Annotated in this window: 18 protein-coding genes; 13 read left to right on the top strand and 5 right to left on the bottom strand. The window is 63.6% G+C overall.

The window, feature by feature from the left end:
• Nucleotides 1-48 precede the first annotated feature (48 nt).
• On the top strand, nt 49-699 hold the full coding sequence (locus A5766_RS03010; protein WP_064864400.1) for a hypothetical protein: 651 nt from the start codon (nt 49-51) through the stop codon (nt 697-699).
• A 112-nt stretch (nt 700-811) separates the two neighbouring features.
• Here A5766_RS03010 and A5766_RS24605 read toward each other — a convergent pair whose 3' ends face one another.
• Complete coding sequence (locus A5766_RS24605; RefSeq protein ID WP_197501287.1) at nt 812-982, bottom strand: hypothetical protein; 171 nt, start codon at nt 980-982, stop codon at nt 812-814.
• A gap of 285 nt (nt 983-1,267) precedes the next feature.
• Between A5766_RS24605 and A5766_RS03005 the strand changes: the two genes are divergently transcribed.
• Nucleotides 1,268-2,440, top strand: a complete 1,173-nt coding sequence (locus A5766_RS03005) for an EAL domain-containing protein (RefSeq protein WP_082965430.1) — start codon at nt 1,268-1,270, stop codon at nt 2,438-2,440.
• A 75-nt stretch (nt 2,441-2,515) separates the two neighbouring features.
• On the opposite strand, the gene A5766_RS03000 is transcribed toward A5766_RS03005, so the two are convergent.
• The 3 genes from A5766_RS03000 to A5766_RS02990 form a co-directional block, all read right to left on the bottom strand.
• Nucleotides 2,516-3,856: an amidohydrolase family protein gene (locus A5766_RS03000; RefSeq protein WP_064903357.1), complete on the bottom strand. Its 1,341-nt coding sequence runs from the start codon at nt 3,854-3,856 to the stop codon at nt 2,516-2,518.
• A complete protein-coding gene (locus A5766_RS02995; protein ID WP_064903355.1) occupies nt 3,853-4,869 on the bottom strand; it encodes an isopenicillin N synthase family dioxygenase in 1,017 nt (338 codons plus the stop codon). The genes A5766_RS03000 and A5766_RS02995 overlap by 4 nt, the downstream gene beginning before the upstream one ends.
• Before the next feature lie 190 nt (nt 4,870-5,059).
• The gene (locus A5766_RS02990; protein ID WP_064903353.1) at nt 5,060-6,838 is read right to left on the bottom strand and encodes an alpha/beta fold hydrolase; all 1,779 of its coding nucleotides are present in this window, start codon (nt 6,836-6,838) and stop codon (nt 5,060-5,062) included.
• Between the two features lie 216 nt (nt 6,839-7,054).
• On the opposite strand from A5766_RS02990, the gene A5766_RS02985 reads away from it, so the two are divergent.
• The 5 genes from A5766_RS02985 (at nt 7,055) to A5766_RS02965 (ending at nt 10,904) form a co-directional block, all read left to right on the top strand.
• On the top strand, nt 7,055-7,528 hold the full coding sequence (locus A5766_RS02985; protein WP_156527348.1) for a Fur family transcriptional regulator: 474 nt from the start codon (nt 7,055-7,057) through the stop codon (nt 7,526-7,528).
• 136 nt (nt 7,529-7,664) lie between these two features.
• Nucleotides 7,665-9,119 carry a catalase gene (locus A5766_RS02980; protein ID WP_005209549.1) on the top strand — a complete coding sequence of 485 codons (1,455 nt, stop codon included), beginning with the start codon at nt 7,665-7,667 and terminating at the stop codon, nt 9,117-9,119.
• Nucleotides 9,120-9,269: 150 nt separating this feature from the next.
• A complete protein-coding gene (locus A5766_RS02975; protein WP_064864390.1) occupies nt 9,270-9,701 on the top strand; it encodes an organic hydroperoxide resistance protein in 432 nt (143 codons plus the stop codon).
• A 124-nt stretch (nt 9,702-9,825) separates the two neighbouring features.
• Nucleotides 9,826-10,302 (top strand): Dps family protein, encoded by a 477-nt coding sequence (locus tag A5766_RS02970; protein WP_005209551.1) that lies wholly within the window; start codon nt 9,826-9,828, stop codon nt 10,300-10,302.
• Nucleotides 10,303-10,328: 26 nt separating this feature from the next.
• Complete coding sequence (locus tag A5766_RS02965; RefSeq protein WP_387316958.1) at nt 10,329-10,904, top strand: hypothetical protein; 576 nt, start codon at nt 10,329-10,331, stop codon at nt 10,902-10,904.
• On the opposite strand, the gene A5766_RS02960 is transcribed toward A5766_RS02965, so the two are convergent.
• Nucleotides 10,905-11,864, bottom strand: coding sequence for a GlxA family transcriptional regulator (locus A5766_RS02960; protein WP_005209561.1), 960 nt, complete (start codon nt 11,862-11,864; stop codon nt 10,905-10,907). It lies immediately after the preceding gene.
• An 82-nt stretch (nt 11,865-11,946) separates the two neighbouring features.
• Here A5766_RS02960 and A5766_RS02955 point away from each other — a divergent pair, with 82 nt between their 5' ends.
• From A5766_RS02955 to A5766_RS02930, 6 genes are all read left to right on the top strand, one after another.
• The gene (locus A5766_RS02955; protein ID WP_005209563.1) at nt 11,947-12,189 is read left to right on the top strand and encodes a hypothetical protein; all 243 of its coding nucleotides are present in this window, start codon (nt 11,947-11,949) and stop codon (nt 12,187-12,189) included.
• A 94-nt stretch (nt 12,190-12,283) separates the two neighbouring features.
• Nucleotides 12,284-13,756 (top strand): hypothetical protein, encoded by a 1,473-nt coding sequence (locus tag A5766_RS02950; protein ID WP_064903348.1) that lies wholly within the window; start codon nt 12,284-12,286, stop codon nt 13,754-13,756.
• A gap of 327 nt (nt 13,757-14,083) precedes the next feature.
• Nucleotides 14,084-15,400, top strand: a complete 1,317-nt coding sequence (locus A5766_RS02945) for a metal-dependent hydrolase family protein (RefSeq protein WP_064903345.1) — start codon at nt 14,084-14,086, stop codon at nt 15,398-15,400.
• A gap of 6 nt (nt 15,401-15,406) precedes the next feature.
• Nucleotides 15,407-16,180, top strand: coding sequence for an ATP-binding cassette domain-containing protein (locus A5766_RS02940; RefSeq protein ID WP_231894527.1), 774 nt, complete (start codon nt 15,407-15,409; stop codon nt 16,178-16,180).
• Nucleotide 16,181: 1 nt separating this feature from the next.
• A complete protein-coding gene (locus A5766_RS02935) occupies nt 16,182-18,146 on the top strand; it encodes a YhgE/Pip domain-containing protein (RefSeq protein WP_005207249.1) in 1,965 nt (654 codons plus the stop codon).
• A gap of 73 nt (nt 18,147-18,219) precedes the next feature.
• Entirely contained in the window at nt 18,220-19,623 is a 1,404-nt protein-coding gene (locus A5766_RS02930) for a glutamate decarboxylase (protein ID WP_064903343.1), read from the top strand.
• Nucleotides 19,624-19,726: the final 103 nt, after the last annotated feature.

Here is a 19,726-nt window from a genome sequence, read left to right as displayed (position 1 = left end):
CCCGGATGCTCGAGATCGCCCGGTGGTGAGAGTGCGACAATCGTCACCATGACCGACCCCGATGAGTCCGACCGCATCCCGACGCAGGCCGAGCTCGATGCCGAGGACCTGGCTGCGATCGAGCGTCGGTCGAAGGACAAGGACGAGGCGGTGGTCTACCCGTCGCGGCCGACCGATCCGGGTCCGGCGCCGCGCGCGCTGACCGTACACGCGCGCGTGGCGTTCTGGGGTGCGGCGGCCGCTGGGCTGGTCGCGTTCGTCTACGGCTTCGTCAACGTGGGGACGATCAGAGGACTGCTGAGAGACCGGCTGCACGAGGGACTCGCAGCCGATCCGCGCAACGCGGCACCGGCCGACCGCATCGACCCGATGGCGAACTTCTTTCCGCCGTTCATGCTGATCATGATCGTCGTCCTCCTCGCGATCGAGTACGCGCTGCTGGTCTCCGCGGCCACGCATCACAGTCGCAACTGTCGCAACTTCTACCTCGCGGCGGTCGTCGTCAACCTGCTCTGTATCCCGATCGGGATCGACCTACTGTTCCGCTATCCGGAGGTGTGGTCGGCTCTGCCGGTCATCGGGTGGATTCAGTTCGCACTCCTGGCGATCTCCGCGCTCTGCACGATGCAGAAGTCGGTGAACCGCTGGCTCCCGCAGTCGACGCGGATGCGTCCGATGCGGATGGTGAAGGGGCGCTAGTACAGCACGAGTCTCCATGAACCGACCCAGAGTGGTGTGCACCGCCTGCGGACTCGACGGTCGGCGCAGGCGGCACACGGGCGCAGCACTATTCGTGCTTCCACTCGAGCCGTTATGCGAAGAACAGCGAACCGAAGGTGATGGTTGTGCTCGTCGCGAGAAGCGTGAGAATGACGATCCCGGATCTGGCTGCCGCGATCAGTGGGGCCGGCTCGTCGGTTCCGCCCGCGGTGACAGTGGCGGGGACATGACCTGGATCGGCGGTCGTCGTGCTCTGCGACATGAGTCTCTCCTCACTCGAATGTCGTCACGAACCCGGCGCCGCGATGAACTGCTGCTGACGCTACGGACCGCTTTGGCGCGGTGACCAGGGCAGCGGCGGTACTGACACCGCACAGCAACCCCTGGTCACGAGAAGATCACGGCGGGTGTGTCGGGGCTGGCGGCGACGATGACTTTCGCCTAATACGTAAATGAATGGTTAGCTGAGAAGATGGCGCGCCTTTCTCGACGATCCACCTACCACTCGTCGGTGTTGGCTGCCGACGATCTGTCGATGGAGGTGGTCATGCAGTTCGCGCCGGTTCGCCGTCTGTCGGACGGTGCGCTCGCCGCTGTCGAATTGCAGGTTCGAGGTCTGGCCGGAAGCGCGATGGGCACAGCGGAGGCACTGCGCCGAGCCGCACGCCTGATGGAGCAGAAGGCGCCACTCGACAAGCAGAAGATGGTGTTCGCCGGCTCCCCGCAGTCCGCGGAACTCGCCGAGATCCTCCCGGTGCTCGTCACCGTCGACATGGACTCCATCCCGCAGCACGAACTCGACGCGTTGCTGACACCGGCAACCCTGCAGCGCCTGGTCTTCTCGGTATCGCCCGCGCAGCTCCTGCACCGCCCGCACGAGACACTGGGTGCCGTGAGAGAGGCACGCAGCCGTGGACGGGTGATCTGCGTCGACGGCGTAGGTGTTGACCCGCATGCGATTTCGATGCTCCCGCTCATCGAGCCAGACGTGATCATCACCGGACCAGAGCTGCTGTCGGTTGCCACCGAACCCGACATGGCCGAGGTCGCACATGCGCTCGCCGCGCACGTCGAACGCAGCAATGCCGTCGTCGTCGCAGAGGGAATCCACGACGAGCGGTCGCGCTCGGCAGCGAGGACCATCGGTGCGAACTACGGGACCGGACGGCTCTACCCGGCTGTCGCCAACCCGTCGGAGCTCCCGGCCGACGAGGTGGTGCCGTTCCCCGAGGTGCCGGTGTGGTCGAGCCCCGCGTCGTCGGCCGACACCCCGTATGCGCTGGCGTCCGTCATGCAGGAGCCGCGCCGCGGAACCAAGCGACTGCTCGTCGAGATGAGTAAAGCGCTCGAAGCTCAGGCCGCCGCCGCGGGACAGGCGATGATCGTCGTCGGCACGTTCCAGCATGCGCAGCACTTCACCGACACCACGTCACAGCGGTGGCGCGATCTCGCAGACGTCACGGGCTTTGCCGGTGTCTACGGCGTCGGACTGTCACACATGGTCGACGGCAACGTCAGGCATGCACCGCTCGACGCCGACGACGATCTCGTCAACGAGTGGACGGTCGCGATACTCGGGCCTCACTTCGCCGCGTTGCTCTCGGCACGCGATCAGCACGACGACGGTCCCGACCTCGAGCGCACCTTCGACTTCGTGCAGTCATTCGACCGGCTCACCGTGACGCAGGCGGTCCACAGCGTGCTGTCTCGCTTCAGCTGACTCCGGCGAGTTGCGTGGGATCCAGAGGTGCAAAAGTGTACCTCCAGGCCCCACGCAACGTAGAACCTTCATGTCCTAGGACAGGCACGCAACCTCTTTGGTGAACTCCGCCTCGTCGATGCGAGTGCTCCGACCGTCTGCGATCACCACGTCGCCGTCGACCATCACGACGTCGACGATCGAGCGTGACCCGGTGGTCAGGAGCGACGCTCCGGGATCGCGGACCGGCAACGTCGCGTAGTCGCGGTCGAACCGGACCAGGGTGAGGTCGGCGGGTGCGCCAACGCTCACGCCGCCGATCACCTCGGGCAGACCGAGCGCCACATTCGCTCCGCCACAAGCGATGTCGAGCATCGTCTCGAAACTCATGAGATCGGCGCGCTTGTGTGCCGCGCGTTGTAGATACGCTCCGATACGGAACGTCTCGAGCATGTCCTGTGTGTCATTGCTCGCCGCGCCGTCGACACCGAGTCCGACGTCGACTCCGCGGTCGAGCATCGCGGGGATCGGCGCGATACCGCTACCGAGCCGCATATTCGACAACGGGTTGTGCGACACCGCAACTCCGCGTTCGGCGAGGATCGACTGTCCGACATCGTCGAGTTCGACGCAGTGCACCGCGAGCAGCCTGTTCCACAGGAAGTAGTTGGAGTCGAGGTACTCGACCGCGCCGAGTCCCGCGTGCTCGAGACACATCACATCATCGGTAGGTGTTTCGAGTAGGTGGATCATCACCGACATGTCGCGTTCCTGAGCGAACTCGCGCAGTGTGACCATCCCCGACTCGGTGACCGATCGCGGATTCGGAATGGCAAGTGCCACACTGATCGTCGACTCTGCAGTCTGCTCGCGCAGGTGCTCGACATGGTCGAGCACCTCGTCGAGCGGCTGCATCAGTCGCGGCTCGAATCCCCACTTGCGCGTGGCATCGGGCCGATCGGCGACGCCGCGGCCGAGAACCGCGCGAATCCCGGTGTCGCGCAAAGCCTGGATCACTGCGCCGTGGACCTCGGTGGACGGGTGAGGCCACATGTGCTCGACGACGGTCGTGGTGCCCGACCGCAGCATCTCCAGACTTGCCGCAACGGCCGCCGTGTATGCACGCTCGGGTGTGATGGCGACCGACTCCTCGCCGACCGCAAGCAACCACTCGAGCAGTGGTGTGCACTCGGCGATGCCGCGCATCAGTGACTGCTGCAGATGGGTGTGCGTGTTGACGAAACCGGGGATCAGATAGCCGCCGGTCGAAATTGATTCAGCCGCAGCAGTTGTCGACGAAGCGTGGGGTGAGATCGATTCGACGACCCCGCCGACCACGCGAACATCCTGATGCTCGAGCCAGATGCCGCCCGTGTACACGGCGACGTCGGAGAACACAGAGCTCGACTGCTCTCCCGTGGCCACAGTGTCGCTCATTTGGCGAAGTTCGCGGCGATGCGCTGAGCGATGTAGTCGCCGCCGGTGATCGCCGGGTACTTGCCCGCGGCGCTCTCGATCAGGGCATCGGTATTGGCCTGCGCGAAATAGGCGATGGTGTAACGCGGGCCGGTGTACTCGCCACGACGCGGTGCGCGCACACGATGGAAGTTCGACGGGAGCGTGTCGTCGGACCAGCGCATCAACATGTCGCCGATGTTGCAGGTGATCGCCTCGTCGGATGGTTCGACGGGAGTCCACGCCTGAGTGGAGGCCTCGGCACCCGGAAGCACCTGGAGGCCGCCCTGGCCCGCACGCTGGAACAGCAGCGTCAAGGCGTCGAAGTCGGTGTGAGCGCCTGCGCGCCAGACGTTCGGCTCGTCGAGCATGGCGTCGGGGAAGGCGTAGTAGTGCAGCAGGCGAAGTGTGCTCTGGTAGGTCTCGTTGCTGGGATCGTGTGCGCGAGTGAAGAACTCACGGTCGAATCCGAGCTTCTCCGCGAAGCAGCCGAGAATGTCCATCGCGAGTTTCCAGCACTTGTGCTCGAAATCGAGGAGCGTTGCCCGGAATCCGGCGAGCTCCTCTTCGGTGGGCCACAGACCGTCCATGCGGGGGAGGGTGAGCTGGTAGGACTCCTTCTGATCCGGCGTGCCGACCGACGGGCGGACCTGGCTGGAGAACTCCCACCCGGCGTTCTGGCCCTTCTTGAGGGGGAACTGCTCCTTGACGTCGCGGGGTAGCTCGAAGAACTTGGCCGACATCTCGAAGGCGTGGTTGACCTCTGCCATGTCGATGCCGTGATCGACGATCTGGAAGAAGCCGATATCGGTTGCGGCGGACCAGAGTTCGTCGGCGATCTGGGCGCGACGCTGCTCGAAGTCGGCAAGGCTGATACGGCGGACCTCACGGTCGGTGGTCTCGGTGCCCACACCGCCCATCTGCGCTTCGCGATGGAGTTCGGTCATCGCGTACGAGTCAGTGGAGGCGGTAGCCGGAGTGGTGGTGTTGCTCATGGGTGTGTTCTCTCTTCACGAATGAGATCGCGTGCGCTTTTCGACGCGGGACCCGAGAGAAGGGCCGTCGCGGACGCGAACATCGGGACTCTTCCCCGTTGCTACACGTGATCTCGTGGGAGCAACGATACGACAGCCACGCAGAGGGCGCCACTCGAGAACGTGGCGGGTCTCGTGGTGTCGTGCAGGCTCAGGTGACCGGTAGTTGGAGAGTCTGATGTCCCCCGGCGTCGATCGACACCGGAATCGGGCGCATCCCGCCGCGGTAGTTCGTCGATCCGCCCGAGACGACGAGGCGTAGTCGGTGGCCCGTTTCGAAGCGGTGCACGAATGCGGGCAGAGTGATCGTCACCGGTGCTCGAGGGTCCGATATCCGCACCGGCGCAACGAGATTGCCGACGGTCGTCGCCGATCCGGCGGCATCGACGTCGACGATTCGGGCGAAAAGGACGAGTTGGTCTGGCAGCGGCGCGCCGACGCCGCGGGGCGCGGACACGCGCAGGCGTAGCGTCGGCGTTCCGACGACATCGAGTGCCGATCGCAGCGGCGCGGTATCCCACTGGGCGTACGTGCCCGCGACGTCGCGTTCGGGCAGGCTGACGAGTCCGAGTGCGTCGGGTGCGTCGTGGGTGGTGGGCAACCCCGCCGGTGCGGTGCCGAAGCGTGCGGTACCCGGTCGGGGCGTCGTGGCCGACGGCACCAGGCCGTTCACGTCGGACAGAGCGAACTGCGCAGGCCTGCCGACATCGACGCTGTCTGCCGTCGCATAGGCCGGCGTGGCGATGCCGCGATAGCCGATCCAGTCGCGGTAGTAGGCGAACCTCGGACCGGTACCGGGGCCGATGCCCTTCAGGTAGTGATCGAGCCATCCCAGGGCTCGCTGTGTGACGTATTGGGTGGCGGGGTCGGGTGCGGTGGAGGAGAGGTCGCCCTCGGAGGGTTCGCCGGAGTGTCCGCCGGAGAACCAGATCATCCCCGCCGGGACACCTCTGGCCGTGAGACCACGGTAGGTGGCCAGCGCCTCTTGGATATTGAACAGAGTGTCCTTCTCGCCCTGCACCAAGAGGGTCGGAATGGTGACGCGGTCGAGGAACGACGCGACCGATCCACGCCGGAACCCGTCGAGGATCGACCGATCAACGGTTCCGCTCGTCACCGACCCGACGAGCGCGGAGCACACCGCCGCGGGGAAATCGGGGCAGCCGGTCAGTCGCTGCGGTTCGACTGATGCGTGCTGCACGCCGGACATGAGTCCCGCAGCGGCGAGAGACGCGCTCCAGTTGATCTTGACCGCGCCCTGAGTCGGGGTGCTGACACCGACGGACTGTCCGGTGTTGTTGGGAGACAACGAGTATGAGAGATCGTTCCAGGTCACCATCGGTACGATCGCGTCGATTCTCGGATCGACCGAGGCCGCCGCGAACTGAATGTGGCCGCCATAGGAGCCGCCGATCATGCCGACGCGAGGATCGTCGGATCTCCGTGTTCCCAGGTGGTCTACGGAGTCATGCACGACGACGTCGAGCTGAGGAGCGGGCTTTGTATGTGCGGCGTCGCGGAAGGCGATGCCGGTGACGCCACCCAGATAGCTGACGAGTCGCGACGCCGCTGTGCCATCGGGCGTCGGGCTGTCGAACGTGATCCGACAACTCGATCTACCGAATCCGAGGCCGGAATAGGCGAGTACGACGTAGCCGCGCGAGGCGTACAGACGCGCCAGCGGGGCCTGGGCGTCTTTGCTGCCGCCGAAGCCGTTGGTCGTCAGCACGGCCGGTGCACGCTTGCTTGGTGAAACACCCTGCGGAACATAGAGATCGCCGACGACGTCGCAGCGTGGTCCCGAGTTGTGAGCGACGTCGAAGTGCAGTGTGGTGACGGTGAAGGCATCGGCGGCATGTGCCTGCGGCGCGACGACGATCCCGACCGCCACGATGAGCAGTGCGAGCGTGCTGACGACGAGCGTGCGCATGAATCCCCCCAAAACACTGGACAACACGGGACACCGGACAACACGGGACACCGGACAACACGGGACACCGGACAACCCTGCGAGCATGACATTCGGGGCCTGCGTGCGGATCGGTTTCGCCGATCCTGAATCCATGTACCGGCACCGTCGGTGCGGATTATCTGGAATCTATCCAAAGAATGGACTTATTCCAGAAATGTGACTATGGTTGGAGTCATGCAGGACCGACAGGCGCTCGTGCAGCAACTGCGTGAGGCAGGTATGCGGGTCACCGCTCCGCGCCTCGCGGTGCTCGAGGTCTTGGCTGAGCACCCGCACTCGACGGCCGACGTCGTCGCGCGTGGTGTGCGAGAGCAACTCGGCGCGGTGTCGACGCAAACCGTCTACGACGTACTGCGCTCGTGCACCGAGAACGGATTGCTCCGAAGCATTGAACCTGCAGGATCTGCGGTGCGCTACGAGACGCGCACCGCAGACAATCACCACCATCTCGTCTGTCGTACATGTGGCGAGATCGTCGACATCGATTGCGTCGTCGGACAGGCTCCCTGTCTGGTTCCCGACGATGACCACGGCTACACGATCGACGAGGCCGAGGTGACGTTCTGGGGGCAGTGCCCGCGCTGTCGTGCAGCCGCGTCGAACTCGAATCCGTCGAACGTGAAGCCGTCGACTCCGAAACCTGTTTAATTCCAACCTTTTACGAAAGCGTTTTCAGCCGCCGTGGCCCGCCCGCCGCGGCGGAAGCAGCGAGCGAGACGATGGCGTCGTCGCTCGCGAACCGACCTCAGAAGCGAACAGCCCCGACAACGAAGGAGATTCGCAGATGACACCACGCACCACCACGAACACCGGGATTCCGGTCGCAAGCGACGACGAGTCGTTGACGGCGGGAACGCAGGGTCCGATCCTGCTCCACGACCACTACCTGATCGAGAAGCTTGCGCAGTTCAACCGCGAGCGCGTACCCGAGCGGATCGTGCACGCCAAGGGCGGCGGGGCGTTCGGCGAACTCGTGATCACGGGTGACGTGTCGCGCTACACCAAGGCCAAGCTGTTCGCGCCGGGCGCGAAAACCGAATCGCTCGTACGCTTTTCGACGGTCGCGGGCGAGCAGGGTAGCCCCGATACCTGGCGCGATCCCCGCGGATTCGCGATCAAGTTCTACACCGAGGACGGCAACTACGATCTGGTCGGCAACAACACGCCGGTCTTCTTCATCAAGGATCCGATCAAGTTCCCCGACTTCATCCGTTCGCAGAAGCGACTTCCCGGTTCGGGACTTCGCGATCACAACATGCAGTGGGACTTCTGGACGCTGCGGCCCGAAACCGCGCATCAGGTCACCTGGTTGATGGGCGATCGCGGCATTCCGAAGTCGTGGCGGCACATGGACGGATTCGGCTCGCACACCTACCAGTGGGTCAATGCCGACGGTGAGCGCTTCTGGGTCAAGTACCACTTCAAGACCGACCAGGGCATCGAGTTCCTCACGCAGGCAGAGGCCGACACGTTGGCAGGCAGTGATCCCGACTATCACCGCCAGGATCTGTACGAGGCGATCGAGAACGGCGAGTTCCCGAGCTGGACGCTCAAGGTCCAAATCATGCCGGTCGACGAGGCGGAGGAGTACCGCTTCAATCCGTTCGACCTCACCAAGGTCTGGTCGCAGCAGGACTACTCGCTCATCGAGGTCGGCACCTGGACGCTGAACCGCAACCCGCAGAACTTCTTCTCCGAGATCGAACTGGCATCGTTCGAGCCGTCGAATGTGGTTCCCGGAGTGGGCTTCTCGCCCGACAAGATGTTGCTCGGCAGGGTCTTTGCCTATGCGGACGCGCATCGCTATCGCATCGGGACGAATTACGCTCAGCTGCCGGTCAATTCGGCGAAACGTGCAGAGGTCAATACCTACTCCAAGGAGGGCGCGATGGCATACAACTTCTCCGCCCCCGACGTTCCGGTATACGCGCCCAATTCATTTGGTGGACCGCACGCCGATCCGGGTGCCGCGGGCGACGAAGGGCACTGGTCCTTCGACGGCGCGGCGGTGCGTGCCGGCTACATCGAGCACGCCGAGGACAGCGATTGGGCGCAGGCGGGCACGATGGTGCGCGACGTGCTCGACGATGCCGCACGCGAACGCCTCGTCGACAACATCGTCGGACACGTGCTCGGCGGTGTCAGCGAGCCGGTGCTGTCGCGAGTGTTCGAGTACTGGCGAAACGTCGACGAGGATCTGGGCAAGAAGGTCGAATCGGGCGTCCGAGCAGGACTCTGAGACTGAAAACTTGGCCGAACATCTGCGATATCGGAACAGCACGATCGTGAGAGCTGTTGTAAGACAAAGAAGTACCACATCTCAGGCAGTGTCCATCTAGACAGCAGTGTCCATTTGTACAGCAGTGTCCATTCACAGAGGAGAACACACATGGCCATCGAACCCGCTTACACCATTTCGTCCACGGCGACCGGCGGCGGCCGCGACGGCGAGGTCGTATCCGCCAGCGGACAGATCGATCTGGACCTGCGCCCACCGAAGGAACTCGGTGGCAGCGGAGAAGGCAGCAACCCCGAGGAACTCTTCTCGGCGGGGTACGCGGCCTGTTTCCTCGGCGCACTGCGTGCGACCTCCAAGAACGCGGGCTCGCCGGTTCCCGACGACTCGACGGTCACCGTCACCATCGGCATCGGCAAGGACCCGGCTGACGGCGGGTTCGGACTCGTCGCCGACATCGAGACCTACATTCCCGGCGTCGACGAAGCCAAGGCAAAGGAACTCGCCGAGGGCGCACATGCCTTCTGCCCCTACTCCAAGGCGACAAAGGGCAACATCGCCCACAACCTGACGGTTCGCGTCTGACACCGACGCGACCGTTGCGAGCCCGGCGCCACAGCCCGGCGCCGGGTACAACCACAAGTCCGCCCACCCGGCGGCAGCATTCAAGTCCGCCTACCGGCGGCAGCGAGAGAGAAGGAGTCACACAATGACGAACACTCCGATCACGAGCACCCTGACCGATGAGCAGAAGACGGTCACCGGTAACGCGCTACAGCAGACCCTTGTCGATCTGATCGATCTGTCCCTGGTCGCCAAGCAGGCCCACTGGAATGTGGTCGGACGGAACTTCCGTTCGGTCCACCTCGAGCTCGACGAGCTGGTCACGGTGAGTCGCGAGTTCACCGACCAGGCCGCTGAGCGTGCAACCGCGATCGGCGTCTCGCCCGACGGTCGGGCCGAGACCGTCGCCAAGACGGCGGGCACCACCGGATTCGGTGACGGTTGGACGTCCGACACCGAGGTCATCGCGTCGATCGTCGAGAACCTCAAGGCTGTGATCGCCGGTCTGCGTACGCGGATCGACGAGACGGAAGAGGCCGACCCGGTCACCCAGGATCTGCTGATCTCGTTCGCCGCCAAACTGGAACAACTCCACTGGATGTGGCAAGCACAGATTGCATGAGACGCCCGCGCTGTAGCGTCTAGTGCGTGAATGATCTGGGGGTCATGGTCGGCCTTGGGCTCGTTGCAGCCACGGTCGCGACCATCGCATATGTCCGAACCCGCGAGCGCGAAGCCGATCGACTGGCTCGCGCCGCGGGTTTGGCGCGTGAACTGCGTGAGCTCGCCGACGGTGATCCGGTCCGTCTCGCGGCCGTCGAGGAGTACGAGGTCACGCTGTATCAGCGGCTGTTCTACTCATCGATCGTGACGCCGCGTCTACGCGGCGCGGCATGGGCCCTTCTCGCTGCTGTGCTCAGCGCGGTCGGAGCCGTCGCATCGCGCGGAGACGGAGTGGTGCTCGGCGCGGTACACATCGGCGCTGTGGTGCTGGCGGCGCTCTTCGGTATCGCCGCGATCGTCTACGGCGTACTCGCGCTGGTCCACGTCGCCACGACCCCGCGCGTCTCCTTCAGCGAGTCATACGACGACGCGCCGACAGTTGACGACCCGGTTGTCACCGAGACTGCCTCGATAACTCTTGAAAAGGCATCGACTCGTGAAAAGGCATCGACTCCCGAAAAGACGTCAACTACTGACACGGCGTCGAAGAACGACGCCTAGCTAGCCGGCCTGTTGGGCGGCGAAGCGTCGACGGTAGGTCGCGGGCGAGACGCCGACCGCTGACGCGAAGTGGTGACGCAGGAGCGTCGCCGACCCGAATCCCGCCTGCGTGGCGATCTGTTCCATCGGCAGCGACGTGGTCTCCAGTAGCCGACGCGCGTGCGCAACGCGCTGTTCGGTGAGCCATTTGTGCGGGGATACGCCCACTTCGTCGCCGAAGCGCCTGGCAAAGGTCCGCGGCGACATGTGCATGCGGGCGGCCATCTCGTCGACCCGGACCTCGCGGTCGAGGTTCTCGACGAGCCAGTCGAGCATCTCGGCGAAGCCCTTTGAGCCGCACTCGGGGATCGGGGTGTCGACGAACTGTCGTTGACCGCCGTCGCGATGCGGCGGAACCACCATGCGTCGCGCGATCAGATTGGCTGCCTCGTGCCCGATTTCTTCGCGGACGAGATGCAGCGCGGCGTCGATGCCCGCCGCGGTGCCGGCGCTGGTGGTGACCGGGCCGTCGTCGACGAACAGTACGTCGGTGTCGACGCGGGCCGCCGGATACATGCGCGCGAGCTTCTCGCCGTAGGCCCAGTGGGTGGTGCAGCGTCGGCCGTCGAGTAGTCCGGCGGCCGCCGCGACGAATGCGCCCGAGCACACTGTCAGGACCCGCCCGCCGTTGTCGACGACCGCGCGCACGGTGTCGAGGACCTCCTCGGGGTACTCGCCACTCGTGCTGCCGCCCGGGATGGCGACGAGGTCGACGTCGCGCGCGGCGTCGAGTCCATGCGTTGCGACGATGCTCGCGCCGTTGCCGATACTGAGCGGCTGGGAGGGGTCTGGTGCGCAGATGCGGAAGTCGAATGGCGGGCCGCCGTAACCCGTGCGATCGAGGCCGAACACCTCGTTGAGCACGCCGAATTCAAAGAGTGCGACGTTGCCTTGCAGGATCGCTGCCACCTTGTTGAGCACGTACCTAGTATGGCAGAAAATTGTCGAACGTTGGCTTTAGTGCCACTGGTGGCGGAATTTGAGCGGACAGATAATTTCTGACATGACATTCTCAGACGCTCTCCTCCTGGTCTTTCTCGTCCTGGTCTTCGTGGTTCCGGTCGTCTACGCCGTCATCCGCGTGCACTGGGACCGCGAGCTGCCTGCCATACCGTTCGGCTTCGATCGCTCCAGCGGACACGGCGACTGGGCGCGCGGCTCGGTGACACCGTCGGCCGACGCTGACGCGCAACGTATCGCCGACGAGCTGTCTGTGCTGCGGCTGCACCGCCGCGACTCCGCGTGACGAACCGGATGCGGTCCGGGCGGGCACGGGGTTGTTACGTTGGTAAGGCACGTCGGCACGGGTCGTAGGCAATCGCGAGGGGAGTGACGCATCGGTGGTCTCACGCGGACGAGCCGTCGCTCTCCTGGCGGCACTCGTCGTGATTGCGCTCCTGACCACCGCGTCGACGCTCCCACGCATACCCGACGTCGCGGTCTTCGCCACCCCGGCGATCGGGCCGCAGGTTGTCGATGTGCCGAGCACTCCCGCAATTTCATTGAGCAGCAATCTATTTCGCAGTTCGAGTGACGCCATCGTGGTCACCGACTCCGCGACCGGCGAGGACTGGAAACAGATTTCCGAGACCGCAGCGACAAAGCATGTCCCGGTCTTCGCGGCGCGCCCAGAGACAAGCGCAGGCGTCGAAGCCGAGTTGCGTCGACTCGGCACACGGTCGGTGTGGGTCGTCGGCGCCGGCGACACCGGCCTTCACTCCACAGCGCAATTCTCGACAGCGCACGCCGACGAACTCACCCGGTTGCGTGGCAACCCGGCCCCCGGTGGTCCGAGGCCGGTCGTCTTTGCAGCGGGGCCGCTCGACCCCGACCTGGCCGCCACCGCAGCGGCAGGCGGAACACGACTCGTCGACGTCGCAGTGCCGGACCCGCGCGCGAGTGGCGAGTCGGTGCGGGCACTGCGCGAAGCACGCGGCACGGTTCCCGTGATCGCTCTGGGACGGGCGTTCGGCGACACACCGACGTTTGCCCGCAACGTCGAAGAGGCGGTCACCGTGCCGGAGATCCCGGGCGGCGGGCAGCTCGTGGCATCCGGAAGACGCATGGTTGCGCTATACGGTTCTCCCGGCGCGCCGTCGCTCGGACCGCTCGGCCGCCAGGACCTTGCCGCGACGATCGCGCAGGTCAAGGGCATCGCCGCGCAATACCAACGGGTGAGCCGCGAACTGGTGGTGCCCGCCTTCGAGATCATCGTGACCGTCGCGTCGGCGTCGCCGGGCGACGGCGGCGCGTACACCTCGATGATCGATCCCGCGCAGATTCGACCGTGGGTGGAGGCCGCGGGTAGGGCAGGCGTCTATGTCACGTTGGACCTGCAGCCCGGACGGATGAACTTCTTGACGCAGGCCAAGCGTTACGCAGATCTACTGGCGATGCCGCATGTCGGACTCGCGCTCGACCCCGAATGGCGGCTCAAACCCGACCAGGTGCACCTCACCCAGATCGGTTCGGTCGGGGCCGCAGAGGTCAACGCGACGTCGGACTGGCTCGCCGGGCTGACGCGTAAGCATGGGTTGCCGCAGAAGTTGTTCGTGCTGCACGAGTTCGACACCGACATGCTCGCGAACCGTCAGCAGATCGTGACGACGCGACCGGAGCTGCAAACCGTGATCCATGCCGACGGACACGGGATCCCCTCGGTCAAGATGGACACATGGCGGCGAATTCTGGTCGATCTGCCGCCGAACGTCGTGATGGGGTGGAAAAACTTCTACACCGAGGACGCTCCGATGCTCACTCCTGCGCAGACGATGAATGTGGAGCCAAGTCCATTCTTTGTGTCGTTCCAGTAGGTCGTTGCAGAGTCCGCGACCGCTGCTTTCGTGACACGATGACTCACATTTTGTGTCGGAATCGTCGGGTCCTGATCTCCTCGAAGCTGAGTGGGTTACGTTAAGCATGAAAATGAGCACTGGAAATTAGACCTCTGTGCCCGCGCTGGGTCAGTGGGCGTTCGGCTGTGGCTCAGTAGAGTCTCGGCCGCTTTGTCGTGCGCTCAATTCCGCTACCAAATGGCTGCGAAATTCTTGCTAGGGTAATAAGTCCCGCATTTGTTCGGATCTGTGTCACCTAGGCACGCAGATGGACGTCGTCACAAATTCGACGCTAATCTCTGGCCCATGCCTAGCCAGAAATCCTCACCGAGGACAGTTATTCGCAATGTGAATGTATTCGATGCTGTCAGCGATTCGGTACGACAGAACTCCGATGTGGTTGTCGAGGGATCGCGGATCAGTGCCATTTCCGACTCGCCCGTCGGCGAGACACCGGGAACTCCGACGACTGTCATTAACGGTGGTGGACGCTTTTTGATGCCGGGACTCACAGACGCCCACGTCCACCTGATGGGAAATGCCAACAACTATCTCGATTTCGTGATGGGCGCAACCGGCCTGCTATTCGGCAACACGATTGCCGAAGCGCGTCGCATGCTGCTCCGCGGTTTCACCACTGTCCGGGATATGGGCGGCGATACAGCTCCGGTGAAGAGCCTCATCGACAAGGGTGAGTTCGAGGGGCCGCGAATCTATCCCAGTCAGGCGATGATTTCCCAGACTTCGGGTCACGGCGATTTCGCTTTCGTCTACGAGATCCCTTACGAGTTCGACGGAGGCCCAAGCCGTACCGACTCGATCGGTTTCACCCGCGTCGCCGATGGTGTTGCGCGTGTCCTGACAGCGGTGCGTGAACAACTCCGCAAGGGTGCCTCGCAGATCAAACTGACCATTGGCGGTGGTGCGGCGTCGATGTACGACCCGCTCTACACGCTGCAGTTCACACCGGAAGAGATGCGCGCGGCGGTTCAAGCTGCCGAGGACTACGGCACCTACGTCGCGACGCATGTCTACACAGTCACGGGAATCCGACGCGCGATCGAGGCCGGTGTGCGCTCGATCGAGCACGGGCATCTCGCCGACGAGCAGACGGTCGCCCTCATCGCGGAGAAGGAGATCTGGTTGTCGATGCAGCCGTTCTTCGAGCACGATCACAGCTATCCCGATGCCGACCGTGCAGGCAAGAATCGCGAAATCTGCAACGGTACAGCCGATGTGTATGCGTGGGCCAAGAAGTACGGGGTGAAGACCGCCTGGGGAACCGACCTCCTGCTCGAACCCGAATCAGCTCCGCGGCAGAGTGAAATGGCCGCGCGCCTCGGCGAGTTCTACCCGAACCAACAGGCGCTCAAGATGCTCACATCGGGCAATGCCGAGCTGTTTGCCATGGCGGGTAATCGCGATCCCTACGGTTCCGCGCCGCTCGGTGTCATCGCAGAGGGCGCCTGGGCCGACCTCCTCGTCGTCGACGGGGATCCGATTGCCGACATCTCGCTCATCTCCGACCCGGAGAAGAACTTCTCGTTGATCATGAAGAACGGCTCGGCCGTGAAGAATCGTCTGCCCATTCTCGAATCCGGCGCTGCCGCGCCAGTGAATTGAGTGGTGATGACAGACGGTGATCCAGTGACCGCCCCGATTGCGGTGCAGAAGTCCACTGGCGGAGGCGACGCCGTGGGTGTCGATGACGAGACCTTGCTGCGGGCCGACGGAATCGGTGTACGCGCGTCGTGGGGCCACATCTTCGGCCCGACCGATGTGACGATTCGGCGAGGTGGCGTCACGGTGCTCGTCGGTTCCGGTGGGCGCGGTCGAACATCGCTGCTACTGACTCTGGCCGGACGTATGCGACCGTCGTCGGGAGAGCTGCACGCGTTCGGCAAGGTCAACAATGCCCAACGCCTATTCTCCCGCTCGGCGGTCGCATGGATCGACGAGGTGGACGGCATCGAACAGACCATTCGGGTGCGCGACGTTATCACCGAGCAAATACGTTGGGCGGCAAAGTGGTACAAGTGGGTAGGTCGTGCAACGCCAGATGACATGGAACGAATCTGCCGACCCGTCTTCGGCCCTTACTCCCTGCCGGACATCGACGACTACGTGGAGGAACTCCCTGAGCTCACCGCCGCTATGTTGCGGATTGCGGTGGCAAACATACGCAAGCCCCCACTCCTTGTCGTCGGCGGAATCGATCGGCTGACCCGAATCGACAGCGCGCAGAAACTCCTCGATCGACTAGCGGCACTCGGTGAGCAACAGACGGTTATCACCGCAGATGTCAACGGGACATTCCCTGACGCTCACGTGCGAGACGTGATCGAGGTTCACAATTTGACCGACAACGAGTTCGTGCAACTCGAGACCGAGGACCGTGTCTGACATGCTCGCAGCCTTCTCTCCGGGTAGCGATTTCAAGCGCTACTACCGCGGCCGGATGCCCCGCCTCGCACTCATCGTCATCATCCTCATGCCGCTGATGTATGGCGCGCTTTATCTCTGGGCCTTCTGGAATCCGTTCAATGCGGTCGACAAGATCCCCGTCGCGTTGGTCAACGCCGACGCCGGTACCACGGTGCAGGGACAAAAGCTCGACGCCGGTGCGCAGGTCGCGCAAGGACTCGTCGACTCGAAACAGCTTGATCTGCATGAGGTTTCGGAAAAGGACGCGGCAGAGGGCGTGCGTGACGGGAAGTACTACTTCTCCATCACGCTGCCCAGCGACTTCAGCGAGTCCGTCGCGTCGCCGACCGGCGACAATCCGCGTTCGGCGCGTTTGATCTTCACCTACAACGATGCCAACAACTACCTGTCGACGGTGATGGGGCAGGACGCGGCCCAACAGGTGGTCAACAAGGTGAGCGCGCAGGTGCGTGCTCAGACGTTCGATATCGTACTCAGCGATGTGAGCAAGCTGATCCCCAAGCTCAAAGAAGCGCAGGCAGGAGTCAATCAGCTCAATGTCGGCATGAAAACCGCGAACCAGGGCGCGCACGAACTCTCCACCAACCTCGTCACCGCGAAGAACGGAGCAGGAGAACTCGCCGGGGGACTGAATGAACTCGACTCGGCTGTCACCTCGGCGACGGATCCGATTCTGGCCGCGCTGAACAACGCCGGAGGCAGCGGACTCTCGACAGCCGAACTGACAGCGGCGGCCGATCGGCTCGGGACCAACTCCCAGGCGGTGTCGGCACAGTTGACCTCTGCGTCTACGACCCAATCTCAGGCGAGCACACTCCTCGACAACACCGTCGCGCAGCTGGCACAGAGCACCGATCCCAATATCAGGGCGCTCGCAGGCGCGCTGGGTCCGGTCCAGAGCTTCCTCAAGACGCAGGGACTCGGTCCGGACGCGAACAATCAACTGACACAGGTGAAGAGCGATGCGACCGTGGTCTCGGCGCAGATGAGCGATCCGCAGAGTCCGGTGAGACAGGCGCTCACCCTCCTCGAGAGTGGAAAGCTCAAGAGCGACATCATGTCTGCGCGGGGTGCGGCGAACGAGCTCAGCAGCGGCGCGACCCAACTCAGTACCGGTCTCGTGGAGCTGAGTAACGGTGCGGACCAATTGTCCAGTGGCACTACGCAACTGGCGAATGGTACGCAGCAACTGGCAGGCAAGGTCAACGACGGCGTTTCGGACATACCGAAGTGGTCTGAAAAGCAAAAGGAGCAGTTCGCGAAGTCGCTTGCGCAGCCTGTCTCGCTCGAGGAGAACACTCTTAATGAGGCCAAGACGTTCGGCACCGGCTTCACACCCTTCTTCTTCGGGTTGGCACTGTTCGTCGGCAGCATTATCGCGTGGATGCTGTTCACGCCGTTGCAGGCGCGACCGATTGCTCAGGGACTCAACTCATTCCGCGTGATCCTTGCTTCCTACGCACCGACCTTCCTGGTCGGAGTCCTGCAGGCCGCGATCTTGTATCTGGTCGTCGTGTTCGCCATCGGGCTTCGTCCAACACACCCTTGGGCCACCTTCGGTTTCATGCTTCTGATGGTGGCGATGTTCATGGCAATGATCCAGATGTTCAACGCGCTGTTCGGCCCGGCTGTCGGCCGCGTTGTCACACTGGCCTTCCTGATGATCATGTTGACGTCCGCGGGAGGTATCTACCCCGTGCCGACGACAACGAAACCGTTCCAATACATCCACTGGGTAGACCCGATGACGTACACGGTCACCGGCCTGAGACAACTCACCGTCGGTGGCGTCGACAGTCGATTCTGGATCGCACTGGCTGTCGTCATCGGCCTGACATGCCTGTTCCTCGCCGTCTCGACATTGGCCGCGCGAAGAAACAGGCAGTACAACATGGATCGCCTGTACCCGCCGGTCGAAGTGTAGGAGTGACAGCCTACGAACCTCGCCTTCTGACGTCCCCCCGACCCACAAGCACAACGAAATCGAGGAGATCTCAATGACCAACTCACGCAAACATACCAACGCGCGTGCGACCACCAACACCACCGAGAACATCGTCCTCAACCCGGTATTCGCGCGACCGGGAGAGGCGACCGAGTTCCCGAAGTTCACCATCCCGGACTCGATGAGTCTGCCCGAGACCGCCTATCAGATCGTCCACGACGAGGCGATGCTCGACGGCAACGCCCGGCTGAACCTGGCGACGTTCGTCTCGACGTGGATGGACGACGAAGCGCGGAGGCTGTACTCGGAAACCTACGACAAGAACATGATCGACAAGGACGAGTATCCGGCGACCGCCGCGATCGAAGACCGATGCTGGAGGACCATCGCCGATCTGTGGCATGTGCCCGACGTCGATTCATCGATCGGGACGTCGACCATCGGTTCGTCCGAAGCCGCGATGCTCGGAGGCCTTGCGCTCAAACGCCATTGGCAGCATCGACGTAAGGCAGAGAACAAGCCGATCGACAAGCCCAACCTGGTGCTGTCCACCGCGGTACAGGTGTGTTGGGAGAAGTTCCTCAACTACTTCGAGGTGGAGCCGCGCTGGGTTCCCGTCTCCGAAGAACACTTCGTGTTCGATGGCCACGATCTCGAAAAGTACGTCGACGAGAACACCATCGGAGTCATCGCCATCCTCGGCGTCACCTACAACGGGCTGTACGAACCGGTCAAACAGATCTCGGAAAAGCTCGACGAGATCCAGGCATCCACCGGACTCGACGTCAAGATTCACGTCGACGGGGCGTCGGGTGCAATGGTGGCACCCTTCTGCCAGCCCGAACTCGAATGGGACTTCCGCGTACCGCGCGTGGTGTCCTCCGGCCACAAGTACGGGCTGGTCTATCCCGGACTCGGATGGATCATCTGGCGCGACACCGAGGCACTGCCCGAGAGCATGGTCTTCCACTGCAGTTATCTCGGCGGTGACATGCCCACTCTCGCACTCAACTTCTCGCGTCCCGGTGCCCAGGTGCTGTTGCAGTACTACAACTTCCTGCGACTGGGGCGCGAAGGTTACCGGGCGATTCAGCAGGGCTCGATCGATGTCGCGCTGTATCTCTCGCACGCCATCGCGGGGATGGGACCCTTCGATCTCGTCAGCCACGGAGACACGATCCCGGTGTTCGCGTGGAAACTCAAGGAGAGGTACACCGACAAGTGGTCGCTCTACGACCTCTCTGATCGCTTGAGGCTCAAGGGCTGGCTTGTCCCTGCCTATCCGATGGCCGACGGCCTGGCGCACTGGACGCTGCAGCGAATTGTGGTGCGAGCGGGCCTGAGTCACGACTTGGCTGCAGCGTTGCTCGCCGACATCGAGAGCGAAGTGGCGTTCCTCGACAAGCTCGAGACGGCGATGCCACGCGAAGGAACCGGCTCGCACTTCCACCACTGATCGTCGGCGCAGTCGATCGGCACCACTGCTGATCGGTTTCGTTGCCGAGCTCTGTCACCTCCGGCTCTCGGGCTGCGGGGAGTGGATACCCGCTCACCCGCCG

The sequence above is a fragment of the Gordonia sp. 852002-51296_SCH5728562-b genome (genome assembly GCF_001665475.1).
Lineage (GTDB): Bacteria > Actinomycetota > Actinomycetes > Mycobacteriales > Mycobacteriaceae > Gordonia > Gordonia sputi.
This window is presented reverse-complemented; position numbering and strand designations above follow the sequence as displayed.